The 20,038-nt window shown below is 65.9% G+C and carries 27 protein-coding genes and 2 tRNA genes; 16 read left to right on the top strand and 13 right to left on the bottom strand.

The features are described 5' to 3' along the window. Positions 1–36: 36 nt before the first annotated feature. The 3 genes from AC2VOG_RS14165 to AC2VOG_RS14155 are packed head-to-tail and all read right to left on the bottom strand — an operon-like array spanning position 37 to position 2,115. Positions 37–1,068 (bottom strand): glycoside hydrolase family 6 protein, encoded by a 1,032-nt coding sequence (locus AC2VOG_RS14165; RefSeq protein WP_486940521.1) that lies wholly within the window; start codon positions 1,066–1,068, stop codon positions 37–39. A gap of 46 nt (positions 1,069–1,114) precedes the next feature. Further along, on the bottom strand, positions 1,115–1,693 hold the full coding sequence (locus tag AC2VOG_RS14160) for an ATPase (RefSeq protein ID WP_486940520.1): 579 nt from the start codon (positions 1,691–1,693) through the stop codon (positions 1,115–1,117). Continuing rightward, positions 1,690–2,115: a TA system antitoxin ParD family protein gene (locus AC2VOG_RS14155; RefSeq protein ID WP_486940519.1), complete on the bottom strand. Its 426-nt coding sequence runs from the start codon at positions 2,113–2,115 to the stop codon at positions 1,690–1,692. The genes AC2VOG_RS14160 and AC2VOG_RS14155 overlap by 4 nt, the downstream gene beginning before the upstream one ends. A gap of 147 nt (positions 2,116–2,262) precedes the next feature. On the opposite strand from AC2VOG_RS14155, the gene AC2VOG_RS14150 reads away from it, so the two are divergent. From AC2VOG_RS14150 to AC2VOG_RS14125, 6 genes are all read left to right on the top strand, one after another. After that, positions 2,263–2,670 (top strand): YidH family protein, encoded by a 408-nt coding sequence (locus tag AC2VOG_RS14150; protein WP_486940518.1) that lies wholly within the window; start codon positions 2,263–2,265, stop codon positions 2,668–2,670. Between the two features lie 90 nt (positions 2,671–2,760). Continuing rightward, positions 2,761–3,009 (top strand): hypothetical protein, encoded by a 249-nt coding sequence (locus AC2VOG_RS14145; RefSeq protein WP_486940517.1) that lies wholly within the window; start codon positions 2,761–2,763, stop codon positions 3,007–3,009. Positions 3,010–3,231: 222 nt separating this feature from the next. Further along, the gene (locus AC2VOG_RS14140; protein WP_486940516.1) at positions 3,232–4,191 is read left to right on the top strand and encodes an alpha/beta fold hydrolase; all 960 of its coding nucleotides are present in this window, start codon (positions 3,232–3,234) and stop codon (positions 4,189–4,191) included. A gap of 33 nt (positions 4,192–4,224) precedes the next feature. Continuing rightward, positions 4,225–5,241 (top strand): C40 family peptidase, encoded by a 1,017-nt coding sequence (locus AC2VOG_RS14135; RefSeq protein ID WP_486940515.1) that lies wholly within the window; start codon positions 4,225–4,227, stop codon positions 5,239–5,241. 203 nt (positions 5,242–5,444) lie between these two features. After that, positions 5,445–5,600 (top strand): hypothetical protein, encoded by a 156-nt coding sequence (locus AC2VOG_RS14130; protein ID WP_486940514.1) that lies wholly within the window; start codon positions 5,445–5,447, stop codon positions 5,598–5,600. A gap of 91 nt (positions 5,601–5,691) precedes the next feature. Next, positions 5,692–5,913 (top strand): hypothetical protein, encoded by a 222-nt coding sequence (locus AC2VOG_RS14125; protein ID WP_486940513.1) that lies wholly within the window; start codon positions 5,692–5,694, stop codon positions 5,911–5,913. Positions 5,914–5,934: 21 nt separating this feature from the next. Here AC2VOG_RS14125 and AC2VOG_RS14120 read toward each other — a convergent pair whose 3' ends face one another. After that, a complete protein-coding gene (locus tag AC2VOG_RS14120) occupies positions 5,935–6,663 on the bottom strand; it encodes a TVP38/TMEM64 family protein (RefSeq protein WP_486940512.1) in 729 nt (242 codons plus the stop codon). 46 nt (positions 6,664–6,709) lie between these two features. On the opposite strand from AC2VOG_RS14120, the gene AC2VOG_RS14115 reads away from it, so the two are divergent. Beyond that, positions 6,710–7,609 carry an SAM-dependent methyltransferase gene (locus AC2VOG_RS14115; protein ID WP_486940511.1) on the top strand — a complete coding sequence of 300 codons (900 nt, stop codon included), beginning with the start codon at positions 6,710–6,712 and terminating at the stop codon, positions 7,607–7,609. Here the strand turns inward: AC2VOG_RS14115 and AC2VOG_RS14110 are convergent. Beyond that, the gene (locus AC2VOG_RS14110) at positions 7,606–8,442 is read right to left on the bottom strand and encodes an NYN domain-containing protein (RefSeq protein WP_486940510.1); all 837 of its coding nucleotides are present in this window, start codon (positions 8,440–8,442) and stop codon (positions 7,606–7,608) included. The genes AC2VOG_RS14115 and AC2VOG_RS14110 overlap by 4 nt on opposite strands. A 57-nt stretch (positions 8,443–8,499) precedes the next feature. On the opposite strand from AC2VOG_RS14110, the gene AC2VOG_RS14105 reads away from it, so the two are divergent. Then, positions 8,500–8,868 carry a SpoIIAA family protein gene (locus AC2VOG_RS14105; protein ID WP_486940509.1) on the top strand — a complete coding sequence of 123 codons (369 nt, stop codon included), beginning with the start codon at positions 8,500–8,502 and terminating at the stop codon, positions 8,866–8,868. 21 nt (positions 8,869–8,889) lie between these two features. Here AC2VOG_RS14105 and AC2VOG_RS14100 read toward each other — a convergent pair whose 3' ends face one another. Continuing rightward, complete coding sequence (locus tag AC2VOG_RS14100) at positions 8,890–9,420, bottom strand: DUF421 domain-containing protein (RefSeq protein ID WP_486940508.1); 531 nt, start codon at positions 9,418–9,420, stop codon at positions 8,890–8,892. Between the two features lie 196 nt (positions 9,421–9,616). Between AC2VOG_RS14100 and AC2VOG_RS14095 the strand changes: the two genes are divergently transcribed. Then, positions 9,617–9,856 carry a hypothetical protein gene (locus tag AC2VOG_RS14095; protein ID WP_486940507.1) on the top strand — a complete coding sequence of 80 codons (240 nt, stop codon included), beginning with the start codon at positions 9,617–9,619 and terminating at the stop codon, positions 9,854–9,856. 46 nt (positions 9,857–9,902) lie between these two features. Here AC2VOG_RS14095 and AC2VOG_RS14090 read toward each other — a convergent pair whose 3' ends face one another. Genes AC2VOG_RS14090 through AC2VOG_RS14075 form a run of 4 tightly spaced genes read right to left on the bottom strand, consistent with a single transcriptional unit; the run spans position 9,903 to position 13,606 of the window. Next, on the bottom strand, positions 9,903–10,463 hold the full coding sequence (locus tag AC2VOG_RS14090) for a DUF998 domain-containing protein (protein ID WP_486940506.1): 561 nt from the start codon (positions 10,461–10,463) through the stop codon (positions 9,903–9,905). A 35-nt stretch (positions 10,464–10,498) separates the two neighbouring features. Beyond that, positions 10,499–11,389, bottom strand: a complete 891-nt coding sequence (locus tag AC2VOG_RS14085; protein ID WP_486940505.1) for an SCO6745 family protein — start codon at positions 11,387–11,389, stop codon at positions 10,499–10,501. 10 nt (positions 11,390–11,399) lie between these two features. Next, positions 11,400–13,169: a sulfatase-like hydrolase/transferase gene (locus AC2VOG_RS14080; protein WP_486940504.1), complete on the bottom strand. Its 1,770-nt coding sequence runs from the start codon at positions 13,167–13,169 to the stop codon at positions 11,400–11,402. Further along, positions 13,166–13,606, bottom strand: a complete 441-nt coding sequence (locus AC2VOG_RS14075) for an SRPBCC family protein (protein WP_486940503.1) — start codon at positions 13,604–13,606, stop codon at positions 13,166–13,168. Before AC2VOG_RS14075 ends, AC2VOG_RS14080 begins: the two co-directional genes overlap by 4 nt. A 188-nt stretch (positions 13,607–13,794) precedes the next feature. Between AC2VOG_RS14075 and cynS the strand changes: the two genes are divergently transcribed. From cynS to AC2VOG_RS14060, 3 genes are read left to right on the top strand one after another with little or no spacing between them, the layout of a single operon-like run. Next, positions 13,795–14,250, top strand: a complete 456-nt coding sequence (gene cynS / locus AC2VOG_RS14070; RefSeq protein ID WP_486940502.1) for a cyanase — start codon at positions 13,795–13,797, stop codon at positions 14,248–14,250. A 54-nt stretch (positions 14,251–14,304) separates the two neighbouring features. Beyond that, positions 14,305–15,651, top strand: coding sequence for a DUF2254 domain-containing protein (locus tag AC2VOG_RS14065; protein WP_486940501.1), 1,347 nt, complete (start codon positions 14,305–14,307; stop codon positions 15,649–15,651). After that, positions 15,648–16,658 carry a patatin-like phospholipase family protein gene (locus AC2VOG_RS14060; RefSeq protein WP_486940500.1) on the top strand — a complete coding sequence of 337 codons (1,011 nt, stop codon included), beginning with the start codon at positions 15,648–15,650 and terminating at the stop codon, positions 16,656–16,658. The genes AC2VOG_RS14065 and AC2VOG_RS14060 overlap by 4 nt, the downstream gene beginning before the upstream one ends. Here AC2VOG_RS14060 and AC2VOG_RS14055 read toward each other — a convergent pair. The 3 genes from AC2VOG_RS14055 to AC2VOG_RS14045 all read right to left on the bottom strand — a co-directional run bounded on the left by AC2VOG_RS14055 (position 16,655) and on the right by AC2VOG_RS14045 (position 18,991). Further along, positions 16,655–17,350, bottom strand: a complete 696-nt coding sequence (locus AC2VOG_RS14055; protein WP_486940499.1) for a crotonase/enoyl-CoA hydratase family protein — start codon at positions 17,348–17,350, stop codon at positions 16,655–16,657. The two genes, AC2VOG_RS14060 and AC2VOG_RS14055, sit on opposite strands and share 4 nt — an antisense overlap. A 13-nt stretch (positions 17,351–17,363) precedes the next feature. Then, positions 17,364–18,209, bottom strand: coding sequence for a hypothetical protein (locus tag AC2VOG_RS14050; RefSeq protein ID WP_486940498.1), 846 nt, complete (start codon positions 18,207–18,209; stop codon positions 17,364–17,366). A 65-nt stretch (positions 18,210–18,274) separates the two neighbouring features. After that, positions 18,275–18,991, bottom strand: coding sequence for an MBL fold metallo-hydrolase (locus AC2VOG_RS14045; protein WP_486940497.1), 717 nt, complete (start codon positions 18,989–18,991; stop codon positions 18,275–18,277). A gap of 118 nt (positions 18,992–19,109) precedes the next feature. Here AC2VOG_RS14045 and AC2VOG_RS14040 point away from each other — a divergent pair. From AC2VOG_RS14040 to hadA, 4 genes are all read left to right on the top strand, one after another. Beyond that, positions 19,110–19,182 (top strand) — tRNA-Thr (locus AC2VOG_RS14040). 36 nt (positions 19,183–19,218) lie between these two features. Further along, positions 19,219–19,292, top strand: a tRNA-Met gene (locus tag AC2VOG_RS14035). Positions 19,293–19,327: 35 nt separating this feature from the next. Beyond that, a complete protein-coding gene (gene rpmG, locus AC2VOG_RS14030) occupies positions 19,328–19,495 on the top strand; it encodes a 50S ribosomal protein L33 (protein ID WP_486940496.1) in 168 nt (55 codons plus the stop codon). Positions 19,496–19,546: 51 nt separating this feature from the next. After that, positions 19,547–20,026, top strand: coding sequence for a (3R)-hydroxyacyl-ACP dehydratase subunit HadA (gene hadA, locus AC2VOG_RS14025; RefSeq protein ID WP_486940495.1), 480 nt, complete (start codon positions 19,547–19,549; stop codon positions 20,024–20,026). Positions 20,027–20,038 lie beyond the last annotated feature (12 nt).

Here is a 20,038-nt window from a genome sequence, read left to right as displayed (position 1 = left end):
TTGTCCACCAAGAACAGTGGTGAGCGGAGCGGCCGCCTAGTGGCCAGCGCTGCGGGCCAGATCGACGGGGCCGCCGTTGCGGGCCAGGTCGACGACGTACTGATTCACGAAGGTGCCCGCCGGCGGATCGCCCTTGTCGCATGATCCGTCGGATTCGCCGGGACGCTTGATCCACAAGAAGGCGTCGACATGTCCGTTGCCGGTCGCTGTGGTGGGCGCGGCGCCCAGCGCCCGACCGCTGGGATTGCACCAGTCGAGCTTGGACGCGGGCGCCGGGCCGGCGCCGTTACGCGACGTGTCGACCACATAGTGGGCGCCATTGATGTGTCCCGAAATCGCGTCGCCATAACCGATTTCGTCCTCGGTCGTGTAGAAGTTCGCGACGTTGAGGCTAAAACCCCGCGCGTGGGCGACACCGGCCTTGTTGAGCCGATCGGCCATGTCCTCGGGGCTGTGCCAGTGGATGTGTCCGGCGTCGACGTATACGGCCGTGGCCGGGTTGCGCGTCAGTGAGTCGACGGCGTAGTGGATCAGGTCGTAGCGCTCTTGGCGCTGATCGCCCGACAGGCAGTCGGCCATGGCGAGCGCATCGGGTTCGACGATGACCGCCGCCCGCGACGCGCCGATCTGGGATGCGATGTTGTCGATCCACCCGCGATAGGCGTCGCCGGACCCCATGCCGCCCGCAGCGAAGCTGCCACAGTCGCGGTGCGGAATGCCGTAGATGGTGAATACCGGCAGGGCCCCCGCGGCCGCCGCGTCGCCGGTGTACTTCGCCACGGTCGACGCCGACGAACCCGGGACAATCCAATACGCCTGCGGCGTGTTGGCGACGGCGGTCAACTCCGCACTGGGCGGATCGGCATGCTGGGCGGCGCGCATGGCCGCCGAGGTGGGGTTGACGTAGAAGGGCATGCCGGCCAACGGGTTGGCGTTGTCGACCAGGCGCATCGCCGGGGCGGGACCGTTTTGCCCCGGTTCACTGAGTTGACCTGTGCCGACAACGGCCGCGACCGTCAGGAAGGGCGCGACCCACCGCGCGAGCGCACCAGCAGTTAGAAATGTCACTTTTTGGAAACTAGTGCGCCGCGGCGTCGAGCGCCAATCGCGGACGCTACGGCCGGCAGGCGGACCGCAACACGCCAGGGGTCCACGCGGGCCAGTCTGGTGAGCCGATGCAGAAGCCGGCGCTCAGGTGAGCGACGATTCGGGGACCGGTGCGGCCGCTGTTGTCGTACACGGTGGAGGAGTCGCAGCGCAGGATCGCGGCGGCGATGAGCCCCCAAAGTCGTTGGTAGCGTTCGCGTATCTTGTTCTCGGGTACATCGTGTCCACCAGCGCTGACTCGGCGCCGGACCCGCTCGACGGCCAAATCCTCGGGAATCAGCAGGACATGCACCACGATCGTGTAGTCCGCTGCGTGGGCGGCATCGACCAGTTCCAGCTTCGACGGATGGGAGAACACGGTCTCGGCGATCAACGATGCGCCGAGTTCGATGAGCGTGGCCCGCGTCTGTGCCGCCACCCGCGCAGCCTCGTAGGCGTGCGACGCCGGATCATCCGGCCAGCGTTGCCTGGCGATCTCGTCGGCGTTGACGAAGGCGCTGCCGGGCAGCAGCGGTGCCAGCGTGAGTTCGACGAACGTCGACTTGCCGGACCCATTGGGCCCGACGACGAGATCGAGCCGCTTCATCGAGCGGGTGTGGCGCTCGCCTTTCTGCGGCGTGGTGGTGTCATGTTCAGCGTGCTCGACGACCCGTCAGGGCGGTGCTCGACGATGTCACCGTTGTCGTCGAGGGCCACGGTTGTCACGCCTCGCTCGGCCAGCAGCCTGCCGTAGTTCGCTCCGGCCAGATTCTCTTGAACGGCCGCTGCGATCTCGGCATTGAAGACCGCACCTTCTTCGGCACCGAGTTCCCGCAGTTCCAGCTCGCCGGCCAACGCGGCTTCAACTCGACGCCGGGCCGCCGTCTGCTGAGTCGAGACTTCGCGTCCCACTCGTGCCCAGTGGTCGAGCTGCTGTTTGGCCGAGCGGCTTTGTCGTGCGCCTTCGGCGGCCGCGCTGTCCATCAGGTCGGCCGCGACGCGTGTCACCCGATCAGTGGTCTGTGTCATGAGCGGCCTTCGCTGTAGCAGTCTGCTACAAGGATAGCACTCTGCTACGCGGCGCTGTACGGCCGACGATGGCTGGTGGCAGTGCAGGTGAGGCGGTGTGCGACGTCCAGTCCAGAGCGTCCCGCGCGGCGGCGTTATCGTGACGGGGTGGCCGACAACGAGGTGATGGACTTCGACGGCACGGCGGAGAGCGGCTCGCGCTACCCGCGCGGGGTCTACGACGTGGGCCGCGAGCCCGACCCGCTCTACAGCCTGGCCAACGAACGGACTTACCTGGCGTGGCTGCGCTTCGCGGTGGCCGTGCTCGCGGGCGCCGTCGCGATCGACCGGCTACTGCTCGAACACCGCTCGTTGGGCAGCCAGGTCCTCGCTTTCGGTCTCGTGGCGATCGCCTACGGGACCTGCGGCGTCGGTGTGCGGCGTTGGTTGGTCACCGAGCGCGCGTTGCGGCAACGCCAACCGCTGCCCGGCTTCGGCGCCCCGCTACTCGTTTTCGTGGCCATCGTCCTCGCGGGCGTCGGTGTTCTCGTTCTCGTCGTCATGCCACCCCGCTGAGCCAGGATGAAACCCGAGCCTGCGCGACTTTGGGGGGCGCAATACCCTTTCGAGCGGAACCATCTGCAGCGCGCGATAACGCTCGTCGGGTTGGGCGGTGTCTTCGCGGTGACCGTCATCTTTCTCGCCGACGCACGCGTTCCCGGCATCCTCGGGATCTCGTTGATCGGCGCCGGTCTGTTGTCCGCGCTCGCGGCACTGTCACGGCAACGGTACGTCCGCGAAACCCGCCTCGGCTTCGCCATCCTCGCGACCCGGGGCGGCCTGTTCGTGTTGGGCTCAGCGCTCATGTTCGCGGTCGTCGGCCTGTTCGTCGCCCTCCTCGTCCTATTCGGCTGACGGAGCCGCCAGCACGCCGAGCACCTGCGAGCCGAGGGGGGCAGCAGGTCGAGCGGCCAACCGTCGGGTAGCGGATGTGGTCCGGCCGCCCAGGGGCCCCGACGCACCTTGTCACCGCGACAAAGCCCCGATGAATCGCGCTGGAACAGCTGCCAAACACTGCGCTCAACTGGGCATTTGGTGCTCACTCGTAGGTCAACAGGTCGCCTACTGTGAAGGTCGATGGACAACCCACTGCGCCACCCGCCGGGCGTACCGCGCGTCGAGAAGCCGCGGGCCGAAGGTCAGTTCCATCTAGCCGACGGCCGCCGCCTCGGTTACGCGGAATTCGGTGATCCGCTCGGCCCGGTGGTGCTGTGGTTCCACGGCACGCTCGGCGCGCGGCGCCAATTCCTCGCCGAGGGCCGCCGTGCCGCCGAAAAGCTCGGCCTTCGCGTCATCGTCGTCGAGCGCCCAGGCACCGGCCTGTCCGATTCGCACCGCTATACCTCGGTGAGTGAATGGGTTGCCGACATGGCACAGGTCGCGGATGCTCTCGACGCCAAAAAGCTTGGTGTCGTGGGCATGTCGGGCGGAGGCCCCTACGCGCTGGCGTGTGGTGCGTTGCCGCCCATGGTGGATCGGGTGGCCGCCATCGGCGTGCTCGACGGCACCGTGCCGGCGGTCGGGCCCGAGGCCACCCGAGCGGGCGCCACCGAGATCGCCCGGCGTTTCGGCCCGATCCTCACCCAGCTACGCCGCCCCTTGGCCGTCCTTGCCACTATCCTGCTTGCGCCGCTGATTCCCTTCGCGCACTACGCCTATCGCGTGTACATGCAGATGTGGCCCGAAGTCGACCGGCAGGTGCTGGACGATCCTGAAGTCGAGGCGATCTTCGTCGACGACATGGTCAATGCGTTCCGCGGCCGCTGCCTGGCCATGGTCGACGACGCGCGACTTCTAGGCCGCGACTGGGGTTTTCGGCTGGTCGACGTCAAGGTGCCGGTGCGATGGTGGCACGGCCAGACCGACCGCGTCGTGCCGATCGCCGGCGTGCACACCGCCGTCGGCTGCCTGCAAGACGCCGTACTGACCGTTCGCTCGGAGAGCCACCTCGGCGGCTTCGCCATGACCGAGGACGTGCTCGTTCACCTGCGCGAGCGGCTCATCGACAGACCCAAGGATCTCGGCGTTGCTCAGTAGGAACGCGGGCCGACTCCGTTAACGTCGATCGACATGACCGGCGCCGTGATTCGAATAGCGTTGGCCGGCGTATTGGTCCTCGGGTTGACGGCAGCACCCGTCTCCGCCGCGCCCGCGGCAGACCACGCGTACGTCGCCGTCTCGGCAGCCACGGTGTGGACCGCGCCGCAGAGTCCGCGCCCCGTCGATCACCCGGCCCTGACAAACCCCGTCGATGTTCGCGGTTGGCTGTCGGCCATGACCCCGGCCCAGCAGGAGGCGCTCACGTCGGACGATCTCGACCAGACGCAGGCTCTCTTCGGCGAGCGCGTGATTGTGGTCCGAGAGCAGGGCGACTGGGCCGAGGTACTGGTCCCGGGCCAACCCACGCCGAAGGATCCGAAGGGCTATCCCGGCTGGATTCCCAAGGCGCAGTTGGCGACCGACCCGAGCTACGGTGCGCAGCAGGACCGTGCCCCCGTCGCGCTGGTCGAGCGCGGCACCACCGTCTGGTTGTACCGCGACTCCGGCCTCCGGAATCGGGACCTCGAAATCAGCGCCAACACCCGGCTTCCCGTCCTGAGTCGCACCGAGACGGCGATTCAGGTGGCCACCCCGGATCGCGGCCCGAGGTGGCTGGCCGCTCAATCGGCCGCGGTCTACGAAAAGTCTACGGAAATAACATATCCCACCAGTGACGAGCTAATTCGGTCGGCCGCCGGTTTTGTGGACGTTCCCTACCTGTGGGGCGGCCGGGCCGGATTTGGGCTCGATTGCTCCGGTTTCACATCGACCGTCTACCAGCTGCACGGCATTACCCTGCCGCGCGATGCCGGACCGCAAGCCGTCGATGGTCGCGGCCGCCCGGTCGACAAGTCCGCATTGCAACCCGGCGATCTGCTGTTCTACTCACATGGCCGCAATGCCGACGAGATCTATCACGTGGCAATGTATTTCGGAAACTCGAGGATGATCGAGGCGTTCGACGCGGGCGCGCCGGTGCGTGTCACGCCGGTCCGGCTGGACGCCGACTTCTGGGGCGCGCGACGCTACCTCGATCGGTCCCGATGACATCAGTTGCGCGGTCAGGCGGCTTCGAGGTTCGGCGGGAGAGACTGATCCACGCGCGCCACTCGCTCGCTCGCGCTGGTCTGGTCGGTCCACGTTGCAGTACTTGGCTGAGACCGGCCATTTTCCAGTGCGGTAACGATGTGCCCACCTCATAGCGACAATGGAAGATCCCGCAGGCAATAGCCGAGAATTGTCGCTGTGAGGTGGGCACACAGCATGCCTGCCGGACGAGAGGCCGCCTCGCCGAGCCCGAGGTGTTGAGCGCCGAGGTCGGCTACCAGAAGCTTGCACTGTCCTCGGCGGCGATTCAGGCGCCGACCCCCCGGCTGGCCCGACTACGACACCGCTACTTGACGTGACCGCCGCCGTTGTGCAGATTTGCTCCGGCGGTAAGCCAATCTCAGGAGGACTAACATGCAGATCTCTAAATTTCGACTGGCAGTTGCCGGCGTGATCACCGCGGCCGGCTTCAGCCTCGCCGGCGCCGGGGTGGCCTACGCCTTCCAGCCGCACATGGTCAGTGCTCGCGACCACCTGAACCAGAGCCTCACCGATTTACAAAATGCCGACCCCTTCGATTCGGGCGGCCACCGGGAACAGGCGATCGAGATGGTTCGTCTGGCGATCGACGAAGTCAACCAAGCCATCGACTACGCCGAGCTGCACCAATAGGACGCGCGCCGGGCGAATCGACTACTGCCCCGGCGGCGTGACCCCTGAGGCTTCTGTAGCTGCTGAGCCGTCTGCGGCCGCTAATTCGTTGTGTGCGCGCCACTTGCGGATGCCCTGCCGTGCCGCGAACGCGCCTACCACCGCCGTCACGCACCATACGCCGATCGCCGTGTACGCCAGCACCGGTGACGTGTCTCCGATCGACGCGCCCAAGGCCGTGTAGACGAAGGCCCGTGGCACCGAGCCGATGAACGCGCCGACGGCCATCTGCCACAACGGGACCCCGAACGCGCCGAACGCGTACGAGGCCAGCGCGTCCGACAGCCCGGGAATGAATCGCTGGCCGACCACCGCCCACAATCCTCGCCGTTGGATCAGGGCATCAAGACGGTCGGCGCGGTCGGTTCCCAGCAGGGCGCGGGCGCTGTCACGGCCCGCTCGACGCCCCGTGGAGGCCGCCACGACCGCGGTGCCCACTGTGGCGCCCAGCGTCACGAACACGCCCAGCAGCGGGCCGAACAGCAGCCCGCTGCTCGCCGCCAGAATCGGGCCCGGCACGAAGATCGCCCCGAGCGCAGCCGACAACACCACATAGGTGAACGGAGCCAGCGGGCCGGTCGTCTTCACCCAGCCCCGCACGTCCTCGATGTGCACCACGTGCCTGACCGCCAACAGATAGAACATCACCACCAGGAAAGCGGCGAACACGGCGAGCCGGACGACGTGCGGTCTGAGCGAGGTGGATGCCATGATGACCGTGATTCTTCCGCATCAGCGGCTCACGTAGGGTCGGGTAGTGGCCAGAACCGATGACGACAGCTGGGAAATCACCGAGAGCGTGGGCGCGAGCAGCGACCCGCTGATCAACGACCCGTTCGCGCGGGTGTTCCTCGACCGCGTCGGCCACGGCGTGTGGGACTGGTACGGCGGTCCGGAACTGCCCGCCGCCGTCATCGAGGCCGAGCCCGACATGCCGCAGCGGATGCGCGCCCTGGTCAGTTACTTCGCCACTCGGACAAAGTTTTTCGACACCGCATTCATCGACGCAGCGAATGCCGGCGTCCGCCAAGCGGTGATCCTGGCCGCCGGCTTGGACGCCCGGTCGTGGCGACTGCCGTGGCCCGACGGCACCACGGTCTTCGAGCTCGACCAAGATCGAGTGCTCGACTTCAAACTCGAAACCCTGCACGAACACGGCGCCCAGCCCACGGCCCAGCGGGTTCCCGTCCCGGTTGACTTGCGTCAAGACTGGCCAACGGCGTTGCGACAGGCCGGTTTTGACCCGTCGGCTCCGAGCGTCTGGTCGGTCGAGGGCCTGCTCATGTACCTGCCCGCCGCGGCCCAGGATCTGCTGTTCGAACGCATCCAGGAGCTTGCCGCACCCGGCAGCCGGATCGCTGTCGAGGGACTCGGACCTGAGTTCGCGGTTTCTGAACTTCGCGACGAGCGGCGTGAGCGGATGGATCGTGTCCGGAAGCTGATGGCCGAGGCCGGCTCGTCGCTCGAAGTCCCCAAGACCGACGAACTGTGGTACTTCGAACAGCGTGAGGACGTCAGCGACTGGCTGCGCCAGCACGGGTGGGCGGTGACCGCGACCCCGTCCGACGATCTGATGGCCAGCTACGGCCGCCCGTCACCCGAAGGCCTCGAAGAAGCCTCGCCGACGCACTGGTTCATCTCAGGGCAGCGCACCTAACGCAGCCGCACCATTCGCGTCGTCGAACTCTCGTCGAGCTCGACAACATCGGTTCGCGACCGCAGAAAATCACTGAAAGACTTGAATCCCAGGGATTTCTCGCTGAACGACGGATCCATCCGCTTCATCTGGGCCTTGACCGCGGAGTTGTGCAGCCAGTCGACGTCATCCTTTTCGGTGCCGATCCGCAGCGCGCGGGTCAGCAGGGCAGTGGCGGCCGCCTGCTGATCCGGCGGGGGAGGCTCGTCAGCTTCGGTTTTCGAGCGGGTCCTCGGCGCGGGCTCGGGCACCGGAACCCCGGGCAGCGCGTCGTAGATGACGAAGTCGTCGCAGGCCGCCGCCAGCGCCTTGCTGGACGAACCGGCCACCCCCACGCCCACCGCGTAGCGGCCGAGCCGCTTGCAGCGTTGCGCCAGCGCGATGTAGTCCGAGTCGCCGGCCACGATCACCACATGCGTCAAGTCGGGCAGGCGAAACATGTCCTCGACCGCGTCGACGGCCAGTCGGATGTCGGCACCATTCTTGCCGTAAGCCGCCGCGGGAAACAGTTGCACCAAATCGACTGCTCGAGCAACCAATTGCTCGCGGTAGCCAGAGTTGACCTCGGACGACCAGTCCGCGTAGGCGCGGGTGAGTACCAGCGTGCCGAACGACGACGCAAAGTCGATGATGGCGCCGACGTCGACGGTTGCCCGGGCCAGCCGATCCTCCTTCAGGCCCTTGGCCTTGTCCTTCTGGAACGAATTGCGTCCGTTGACCTGGTCGTACCGCGAGATCACGATGTTGTCGAAATCGAGGTATACCGCAACCCTGTCCGCGCCGTCATCTGTCATGAGTCCAGTCTTGACCATTACCGGCCTCGCACGCGCGATTTGCGGATAGTGGAAATCATGATCGAACTATTGCCGGATATGCCCAAGGGAGTGACCGGTGTCCGCGTCTCCGGCCATCTGGGCGGCGCTGAACTGCGTGAGGTCAAGCCCGCCATCGACGACATGCTGCACACCGACGAGATCAGGATCGTCGAGGTGATCGGCAACGACTACGAGGGCTTCGGGCCCGGCGGGTTGTTCGAAGACCTCAAGCTCGCCGTCGGCACCGTCTGGCCGCACCATGTCGCTTTCAAGCGCATCGCAGTAGTGTCCGACAAAGCCTGGGTCGCACACACCATGCACGCAGTGGCGTGGATGATCCCGGGCGAGATCGCGATCTTCACCCTCGACGAGCTCGACAAGGCCAAACAGTGGGCTGCCGGCTGAGTAGCGCAGCGGCGCTGAGCATCACCCGGTACCGGCACCTGCCTGGTCCGTGTGCGCCGAGTTGCCAGCCCGGGGGTTGGCGAAGATCGAAAGCGACCCCTGCGACTCGTACAGGGCAACCCCGACCTCGCTCGGACTCGAGTAGCCGTGTTCGCGGAGAATCGCGTCCAGATCTGCCTGAGTGATCCGGCAACGTATCAGGTTGCGGCGGTCCACGTGCCCGTCCCGGATCAGCACCCGTACCGGTGGATCCACCAGGTGGCGCATCCACGGCAAGAACCGTAGGCGCGCGATCAGGCCATGCGAGGTGACCACCGCCAGCAAGGCGGCGGCCCCCGTCAGCCAGGAGGTATCGGCGGCGGTGGCCGTTCGGCCGACAATCGCACCGACCGCGACGGCTGCGATCCAGTCGAACGGAGAGAATTTGGCAATGGTCCGACGCGCGGTAAGCCGGATGGCCGCTGCCGCCGTCAGGAACAGCGCAGCCGCCTTCAGCGCCGCGTAGGCAGCCGGACGCCATCCATCCACCAACTGTGCCGGTATGCCAGCCACCGCAATCACCCGCGCTTCGTCCTCGGTCCGGTCACACCGGATCGCCCAGCGCGGCGCTCGCTAAACCACCACCCGGGGGTTGGCAGCCATTCCGAAGGCTTAGCTTCGACCAGTCGGGGAACCCCACAGAATTGTCCGCGCTCGGGTGGCTCGTCCGCGTGGTCTGAGGGGCGCCAAGTTTTCGGAGGTCAGCGGCGTGAGCGAGCGGTCCAAAGAGCAGACCTGGGAGCAGCGCACTCAGTGGCCACTGGCCTTGGTCGCCATCGCCTTCCTGACGGTGTACTCGGTCCATGTGCTTTACCGTCCGCACGGTGCCGAGCCTTCCGTGTTCCTGGTGGTCGCCTGGGTGTCGTGGGGTGTGTATGTCGCCGACTGGGCCGTCACCACGGTGACCAGTATCGGAGTCGCAATCCGCCGGCCAGGTCTCCGCGGCTGACGTCGATGAGCTGCGTGCGGAGATCCGGGAGCTCTCCGGCTGCTTATCAGAGGCCGGGCGGGCGCCGCCGGCTGAGTAGCGCCGCGCCGGTGAGCAATTGCCACGCGGTGATCGAATAGACGCTGCACCGCTCCACCGCTCCGATCGGCACTACCGGGATCGTCAGGTCGATCGCGAACAGCGCGAAGCTGAGCAGACCGAATACCCCGAGACCTACCGACACCGTGCGGTGCCGACCGCCCACGATCGACGACCCCGCGAGGATCGCGGCGTTTCCACCCACGATCGCCAACATCGCTCCGACGGAGTGCGCGGGCGATCCGCTGTGAAAGACCGCGATCAGCACATTGCCGGTGGCATTCGTGGCGGCAAGTGCGAGAAACCGCCGCGGCCCGTCAGCCGCCATGGCGCCGAGGAGAAACAGCGACCCGTTCACAGCGAACCCGACGTTCATCAGCCAAGCCAACGGCGAGTTGAAGCCTGGGACGCCGAGGTCGCTGATGAAGTTGCCGGCATAGCTGTAGGACGGCCGAAAGGCGGCTGCGGCAATGGCTTCTAGCGTCAGGAACGTCAGGGCGCCGGCAACCCAGGCAAGGCCTCTAGTCACGGTTGTAATGGCACACTCGGACGCTCCGTCGAGCGCTAAGCACCTAGATGGGCGCTGCCGTCGTCCAACTCGTCACGGCGTAGCGCCATCGGAGTCATGGCGGGAATGTCACCGCCGGCGACCACGGTCCGGGTGATCGGCGTGAGCGCCTGAAACATTTTCTCGACCTCGTCATCGGTCAACGCGTCGAGCACCGACAACGACAGCATGTCGGTGGTGGATTCCAGGTGTTCCTTGAGCTCCCGCCCGGCCGGTGTCAATGATCCGTCGTCGTTGAGCAGTCCCCGCGCGGCCAGCTCACGCTCGTGGGCATGCCATTCCTCGTCGTCATAATCCCGAGTGCGGGCGATGTAGTCGCGGGGGATGGCACCGGCCGCGGCATGCAGCACATTGCATTCCCGGCCCGTCACGCCGGCGGCGCTGAGCACCGCGTTGTGGGTGTCGCCGCGCTGCTCGCGAAGCAGGGTGCAGGCATGCCACAGCGCCGCCACCGGCTCCTCCGGCCAGGGCAGTGCCCGGTTCGCGGCGAACAGCGGTCGTCCGCAGACCGGCGCGCTCTTCGCGGCCTTGCCCAGCAATTCGGCTGCAGTGGTGACGTTTTCGTCGGCCTCGACGCCGTAACGCCGCAGCGCCGCCACCGCGCTGTCGAGCCGCACGCGTAACGCCTCCTCGGGCCCGGCGATGTCCCACGCCGCCGGCAGCACCTTGGCCGTCCGCGACGGCGCGAAGTTGTAGAAGACCGCCGTCACCACCTCCGGCGCCACCCTGCCCAGCGGCGCCGAACGGGCGGCGAAATAGCCCATCCAGAAGCCCTTGTAGCCCAACCCGCCCAAGGCCTCGTGCGCCTCCGGCGCGAAATATGTCACGCCGTGGATGGGCTCGAACCGGTCCAGGAAGCGCCGCGCAAGCTTTGGTTTTCTATGCATAAAGCCGAGCCTAGGCACCCCGCGGGTGTGGATGCAATGGGGGTTCCCAACTATCACGCCGAGAGGCATAGGGCCACGGCCGGTTTCGCTCCGGGATCGCGCTAGCTCGGGCCTGCTTCAGCCGAGCACGCAGATGCTGGCGTAACTCATACAGTTCCGCGTCGTCCCACCGGTTACGGGCCTCGGCCGGATCGTCCGTGAGGTCGTAGAGCTCCCACTGGTCATCGAGCGGGCTCATCCGATACGCTTCGCCGCCAAGCCCATTCGCCGCCAGATGACGCACTCCCGGCTCGGTCCAGGTCGCCGGATCGTCGAAGGTCCGCACCAGCTTCCACAGGCGACCGTCGACACGGACCACCAGACCCTCGAAGTTCGAGCCGACGTGCGCGGGCACCCGAATGCGAATCGGCGCAGGCGGTTTCGCCGTCTGCCGTAACCGGCGCGCTACCGCCGAGGCTCCGGTGTCGCCCTCGAGGATGTTGTCGCGGGTCATGATGTAGACGCCGCGATCCGCGTCGGGCGTCCCGCCGTCGACCACCGGCATCAGGTTGTGGCCCGGCAGCGGATGCACTTCGGAGAACGACTCGGCCAACTCGTCGGCCGTCATATCGACGTCCACGCCCGCCGCGGCCAGCAGCGTCGGCAGCAGATCGACATGCGACGTGGGTGCCGACACCTCCCGCGCCGACGTCGCCCCGGCCCCGATGCGCGCGATCACGAACGGCACCCGGGTCGCCTCGTCGTAGAGGTTGAACCACTTCTGGTGCAAACCGCCATGTGCGCCAAGCAAATCGCCGTGATCGGAGGTCCGCACCAGCACCGCGTTGTCCGACCCGCCTGCGGTGACCGCGCGGCGCACCCGGTCGATCGGCCCGTCGACCTCGGCGTGCAACCGGTAGTACAGGTCGCGGTAGCGCTGCGCATTGCTTCGATAGGCCCGTTCGATCACCGGTGCGAGCCCATAGCCGGTGGCGTAGGCCTCGCGGAACGCGATCTGCGCCGCCGGCTTGGTGGCGAGGTCCTCGTCGGCGGTCGGCGCCGCGGGCACGTGCGGCGGATCCAGCGGCGACGCCTTGATCGGGCTGCGGCGCAGCCAACCCGGAAACAGTGCGATGTCGTGCGGGTTGACGAAGCTGGCCACCAACAGGAACGGGCGTTGCGCGTCAGGATCGCCGGCGCGGCGCCGCGCGTACCGGTCGGTCAGCCAGGCGACGACGCGGTCAGCGACCAGCGGGTCGCGGCGCACCCCGGCGTTACCTGGGAGCGCGCCATGTGGCTCGGGGCCCACCCACCCCGAAAAGCCAAACGGACCAAGGGGATCGGCGTCGAGATAGCGCTGTACCGCGACCGGGTCGACGACGCCGTTCGCGTCGTTGGTCTGTATGACGGTTCCCTCGGGATCGTGCAGGTCGGCGTGCGAGATGTGCCACTTACCGTCGTAGTGGGTGTCATAGCCGGCGGCGCGAAACCAATTGCCCAGGGTGGGCACTTCGCGCTGGCGGAGCCAGCGCATCCGCGAGTCGTCGGGCATCTTGCCGAGGCCGTCGGTCTGGGTCACGCCATGCAGATCCGGGTAGTGTCCGGTGAAGATCGTCGGTCGACTGGGCGCGCAGGCCAGCGAACCGGTGTAGTGCCGAGTGAAGCTGACGCCGTGCTCGTCGAACCATGCGCGCCCGTGCAGAGTTCGGTCACGCCAGGCAAGCACCTCGGGCGACTCGTACGGGGGGATCGCGCGTTCCTCGTCGGTCATCACGATGATGATGTCGGGTTGACCGGTCACGGTGTCCTCTCCATTCGCTGCGCGAGGCCGGCGAGCATGCTGTCGGACTGTCTGGCCTGCATGCGGCACACGGCGTGCTCGGCGAGCTTGTGTACCGGGCCAGAACCGATGTCGACCGTGCTGGTCAGCGTGACGGTTGTGGCGTTGCCGGCTGGCCGCAGGCTCCAGCGGTTGGTGAACCGCCGAACCCGCTTCGGCAGCCCGTCGACGTCGTAGGCGAGCGCATGCGGGGCGTCGAACTCGGTGATCGTCTCCACCAGGGCGTTGCGGCCGATTTGTACCCGCCGCGTGGTGCCAACCGGCTCGTTGCCTTGAATCAGCGTGCACGAGTGGTCGATGTTGCCCGCCCATGAACTGATCGAGCCGAATTCGGCGAGCGTATCCCAGATGGCTTGCGGGTCAGCCGCGATGGTTCGGCTGCGGTCGATGGCGGCCACCGCCTCACGGTACGCGCCGTTGGCGAGCTACACAGCCAGTACGCGATGCTCGCGAGGTTCGATGTCGTTGTCAGCGATCAGGATCTCAACCGCATCTTGCGGACAGTTCTGGCCGGCACCGACGGTTCGCCGGCGTCTTTCGGGTGAATCAGGTTGCGGCCACTGCTTCTGGGGGCATGCTGGTCGGCATGAAACGCAACGAGATCACCGAGCACATCGTGCTCGCCCGGCTGAGCAAAGGCCTGACCTGGCAGCAGTTGGCCGACGCGATCGACAAACCGGTGGTGTGGACCACCGCGGCCCTGCTCGGCCAGCATCCGATTCCCGCCGAGGAGGCCCACGTGCTGGTCGACATGCTGGGACTCGATCAGTCGGCGATTCCGGTGCTGGCCGCGGTGCCGACGCGGGGCGGACTGCCGACCGCGATTCCCACGGACCCGACGATCTACCGCTTCTTCGAGGCGCTGCAGGTCTACGGCCCGGCGCTCAAGGAACTCATCCATGAGAACTTCGGCGACGGCATCATGAGCGCGATCAACTTCAGCATCGACATGCAGAAGAAGTCGCATCCGGCGGGCGATCGCGTCGTGGTGACGTTCGACGGCAAATTCCTTCCCTACGAGTGGGTTTCGGCTAAGGCGTAAATAATCCGTCAATAAACCGATGTCGAGAACCGACTGCGCCTAGCATTTCGTGGAATGCGCGGTCCCTACACCGAGGCTGATTGGCGTCGTGAAGCCCTGCGTACCAATCTGTGGCTCGTGCCCGTGCTCGAAACCATCTGGTTCGTACTGCTTTTCGGCCTGACCTACGCCGTTGACCGCTCGGCCTACGACGGTTTGATCACGTTGCCTACCTGGGTGCTCAGCGGCACCGCCGACGTCGCGAGGGTCTTGCTGGCCACTGTCGCCGCGGCCATCATCACCGTGGTCGGCATCGTCTTCTCCATCACCATCGTCGCGCTGACCTTGGCCTCGACGCAGTTCGGTCCGCGGATGCTGCGCAACTTCGTGCGCGACCCCGGCACGCAGGTGTCGCTGGGGACGTTCGTGGCGAGCTTCTGCTACGCGATGATCGCGCTGGTCTCGGTCGGGGGTGGGCCGCACGGTGACTTCGTGCCGCACTTGTCGATTACCCTGACCCTGCTGCTCACTCTGCTGGACGTGGCGGTGCTGATCTACTTCTTCAACCACATCGCGACCATGATTCAGCTTCCGGTGGTGATCGCCAACATCGCCACCACCCTGGTCAACGAGGTCACGGCGATGGAGAACTCCAACGCCTTCGGCGTCGGCGCGGCCCGCGGCCCCTCGCACGAGGAACTGCTGGCCCGGTTGGCCGAGTCCGGTGCCCCGATCCGCACACCGCGCAGCGGCTACCTCCAGGTCATTCGGCACGATGTGCTGGTCAAGATCGCCGCGAAGGCCAACGCGGTCGTCCAGTTGCCGCATCGCCCCGGCCATTTCATGGTTGCCGGGCAGGTGATCGCCCGGGTGTGGCCGCCGGAAGCGGCTGCGTCGGTGGCCGATCGCCTCGCGCTCGGTCACGTTGCGGGTGCCTATCGCACACTCCCGCAGGATGTTTCGTTCGGGTTCGATCAGCTGGTCGAGATCGCCTTGCGGGCGCTGTCGCCGGCCGTCAACGACACGTTCACCGGGATGACCTGCGTCGACTGGATCGCCGATTGTCTGTGCCGTATCGCTCCGCTCTGGCATCCACATCGAGTGCGCCGCGACGGCGACGGCAACATTCGCGTCATCGCCTTCGAGCCCAGCTTCGACCGGCTCGTGGAGCGGACCTTCGATACTATCCGTCAGGCCGCGATTGGCATGCCCGCCATTATGATTCGACAACTCGACGCGATCGCCAAGGTGATCGAACAAGTTCCGGACCGGCGACACCGGACGGCGTTGATCCGGCAAGCTGAGGCGATACAGCGATCGAACCTCGCCACCGTTGCCGACGCGTCCGACCGCGACGATGTCACGCAGCGCTTCGAGGCGGTCATGGCGCTGGTCGGCCCTGCCGCTACGGTGGTGGTGTGACCTCCGAACTCAAGGCGGACCTCGTCCTCTCGGGTGGCGGCGTCAAGGGTATCGGCCTTTCCGGGGCTGTCGTCGCGCTGATGGAAGCCGGGTACGCGGTCCAGCGGGTCTCCGGCACCTCGGCCGGCTCGGTCGTCGGTGCCATCCTGGCGGCAGGCGCCGACGAACTGACTCCCGAGCAGGTCGAGCAGCTCACCATGAGCTTGCCGTACAAAAAATTCCTCGACCCGACGCGCATCACCGGCCTCCCGCTGCTCGGCCCGGCGTGGGGTGTGCTCAGCGAAACAGGCATCTACAAAGGCGATTACGCACACGACTGGATCCGTTCGGAGCTGGCCAACTTGGGCGTAAGCACCTTCGCCGACCTGGCCATCGACGCCCCGCAGCTGCCGCCCGAACAGCGTTACCGGCTGGTGGTCACCGCGGTCGACGTCACCACCGGTCAGCTGGTCCGGTTGCCGTGGGACTACCGCAGAAGCTACGGGCTCGACCCAGACGAGCAGCAGGTCGCCGACGCCGTCCGCTCCTCGATGTCGATCCCGTTCTTTTTCCGGACCGCCAAGCTGACCAGTAGCAGCGGCCTGACCTCGACACTGGTCGACGGCGGCATGCTGTCGAACTTTCCGATCGACTCGTTCGACCGGCGCGACGGCGGGCCGCCACGTTGGCCGACGTTCGGCGTCACGTTGCTGCCGAACCTGCCGCAAGGCAACGACAAAGTGATTCCGGCTCTGGCGCCGGTGAATTGGCTCTTCGGCGGCCCGCCGCTACTCGAGGCGCTGATCACCACGATGATCGTCGGCCGCGACCAGGCCCACCTGAGCCATCCGTCGGTAAGCTCACGGACAATCCGGGTCGACTCGTCAAAAATCGGGTTTCTCGACTTTGGTATCAAGGACAAGCAGAAGCAAGAGCTCTATCAGAACGGGTACAACGAGGCGATCGCCTTCTTGTCTACGTGGAACTGGGAGCAATACCTCGAGCGGTTCCGCCGACCCGTCGGTTAGCCCTCGAATTCGGCTGCCATGTTGTCGATTCCGGCCCGAATACCGGCCAGTGCGTCGGCCCGGGTCCGCGACTTCGTCGCGACGTGGGCGTGCCGCTTCAAGGTGGCGAACTCGCGGGCGGCCTCTTCGGCCCGGCTGAGGACCATGTCGGGCAGCACGATCTCGTCGACCCAGCCGGCGGCCACCGCGGTCTCACCAAAGAATGTTTTCGCCAGCCCGGCCGATTGCTGGAACGCAGACCGAGTGAGCCGCAGCTTCATCACTTCCAGCGCCGCGTAGGGGATCGTCATGCCGATCGCGACCTCGTTGGCCTGAATGTTGTAGGCCGGAGCCGCAATCCGGTGATCGCCACTCGCCAGCAAGAAGGCACCCATCGCAATCGCGTGGCCGGTGCAGGCCATCACCACCGGCTTGGGGTATGACAGCAGGCGGTGCGAGAGCTCGAAGCCACCCTTGAGCATGTCGATGGAGGCCTGGACATCACCGGAATTGAAGATCTTCAAGTCGAATCCGCCGCTGAAAACCCGGTGGTTTCCCGCGATCACGACCGCGCCGACGTCGTCGCGGTCGGCGTGGTCGAGGGCCTCCTGCAGGGCCTGCTGCATCGTCGGGCCGAGGACGTTGACCTTGCCGTCGTCCATGGTGATGAACGCGATGGAATCGTCGAGACGATAGGTGACTGGACTGCTCATAGCAGCGATTGAATCAGACCCGGCTGCTGCGGTGCTTGCCGAGTTCGTCGTGGACGCTGTCCCAGCGCACGTGGACATCGGTCGGCGGAGCATCGATCTGCCGGGCGCGCCACCGGTCCTTGACCTCGTCGACCGCGCGGTTGATCCGCTCGATCTCGGTGCGGAACACGTCCGCGCGGGTTTCCTTGGTGGCGTAGTGGAAGTAGGTCATCAAACTGCGCAGCAGCTCCAGCTTCTGCTTCTCCCGCTTGGCCAGATCGTGGTTGGTCATCAACTCGATGCGCTGCACCGGCGGCAACGACGCCCAGTCGAGCACCACCTTGGTTTCCAGCGGACGGCGGCGACGGCGCCAGAATTTCCAACCGCGAGGGATTTCGGCGCGATCGTAGTAGCTCACGGTGCCCGGGAAACGCGATTCGATGCCCTCGCCCAGTTGGGCGCGGTCGAGCGCGGAGTCCCACACCGTGCGCCATTCCTGGCCAGGCGCCAGCGTCGGCAGCTGGCTGGGAAGTTGTAGCTCGACGACATCGGCGTAGCCGTCGGCGGCGTTCTCGTACTCGGCCACGGTCGGCGGGTGCGGAAACGCGAACGACACGTCGTAGGCGGAGGTTTTGCCGAAGTTGCGCACGACCAGTTCGATCACGTGCCAGTCAGCGGCGTGCGGCTCCATGAACATGCTGACGTGCGGGCGGGTTTGTTCGGATTCGAGTCCGCGATGACGCCGGATCTGGCCATTGGCGTAGACCAGCGCGACGACGCCGAGCGCAAGCAGCGCCCACGCGGCCCACGCCAGCCAGGTGGCGGAGTCGGTACCCGCGACTTCATGCCATCGACCGCGGATCCATTCCATCGAACCCATAGCTTCCCCCTACGTCACGCAGTGGGCTGCGTGCAAATTCGCTGGAGAGCCGGCGTTCGTTGCTGCTATCCGCCCATCAGCGTTCGCCACTGTTCCAGACTTGTGACCCGGTAAACGTAGTTTGAGCGCTTGACCTCAGACAACGCGGCGCTTGGTTCCGCCGAATACCAGTGTCCGGGAAATACTGTCGGATCATTGGATAGCTGCGCAAGTTTTTGCAGGCTGCGAAAGATCTCGTCGGAATCTCCGCCGGGAAAATCGGTGCGACCGCAACCCTCCAAAAAAAGCGTGTCGCCGGCGATCAACCGGCCGTCGAGCAAGAAACACTGGCTACCGGGGGTGTGCCCGGGCGTGTGCAGCAGTTCGATGTCGATATCGCCGATGCTGACCTTGTCGCCGTGCTCATGGGTGGTGAGATCGCTCATCGGTATTCCGGTGACGCGCGAAACAAACAGCGCTTCTTGGGAATTGACGTGGACGGGAACGCTGACCCGCTCGAGCAGTTCGGCCAGCCCGTTGAGCTCGAAGCCCATCATCGAGCCCCCGACGTGGTCGGGGTGGTGGTGGGTGACCAGCACGCCGGACAGGTGCATGCCGTCGGCTTCCAGCGTGTCGACCAAGTCGCTCGCCGCGTAGGCGGGGTCGACCACGACGCAGTCGCCGGTCTGCCGGTCACCGATCAGGTAGGCGAAGTTGCGCATCTGCGTCGCAATGCCGTCGCCCTGGGCGAAGTCGCGACCGGAGAGCAGTTGGCGGAAGTACAGCTGGTCGGTATCGGGCACTCGAACAGCCTAGGCGGGTCTGCGACAGGCGGTAAACCTCACCGTTTGGTGCCCCCGCGAAGCAGGCTGTACCCTCTTTTAGGCCCGAGGCGTAACCAAAACGGTCATTTCGGGTGCTGCCCCCTTAGCTCAGTCGGTAGAGCGTTTCCATGGTAAGGAAAAGGTCAACGGTTCGATTCCGTTAGGGGGCTCGGCGGACGCCGAGCAGGCAGGTGGCGCGTAAGCGAGGCGGTGTAGCTCAGTTGGTTAGAGCGAACGACTCATAATCGTTAGGTCGCCGGTTCAAGTCCGGCCATCGCTACAAGACGACAACGAAGACCGGAAAGAAGGACCGACGTGGCCTCCAGTACCGACGTACGGCCCAAGATCACCTTGGCGTGCGAGGTGTGCAAACACCGCAACTACATCACCAAGAAGAACCGCCGCAACGACCCCGACCGGTTGGAGCTGAAGAAATTCTGCCCCAACTGCGGCAAGCACGAGGCGCACCGCGAGACTCGCTGACGGGCTCCCCGTCAGCTTTCTACGCAGACGGACTAGGTATCTTGAGAAGCCATGTCTTTGGGTCACAAGATCGTGGGGATGCACTACCGCTATCCCGATCACTACCAGGTCGAGCGGGAGAAGGTCCGCGAGTACGCCGTGGCGGTCAAGAATGACTTCGAGCCCTTCTTCGAGGAGAAAGCCGCGGCGGAGCTAGGCTATGACTCGTTGCTAGCCCCGCTGACGTTCATCTCGGTGTTCGGCTATCGGGCGCAGCGTTCATTTTTCGAATACGCCAACATCGGCATTGCGGATGCCCAGATCGTGCAGGTCGATCAGGTTCTGAAATTTCAGAAGCCGATCCAGGCCGGCACCAAGCTCTATTGCGACGTGTACGTGGACTCGGTTCGGGAGGCTCACGGCACCGACATCATTGTGTTGAAGAACATCGTCACCGACGAATCCGGTGCCGTTGTGCAGGAGGCCTACACGACCCTGGCGGGTCGCGCAGGCGAAGATGGAGAAAAGGGATTCAACGATGCCACTGCGTGAGTTCGATTCGGT

The organism is Mycobacterium sp. TH-M11, assembly GCF_057473725.1.
Note: the sequence above shows the minus strand (reverse complement) of the source record. Positions and strands in the feature narration are given on the sequence as shown.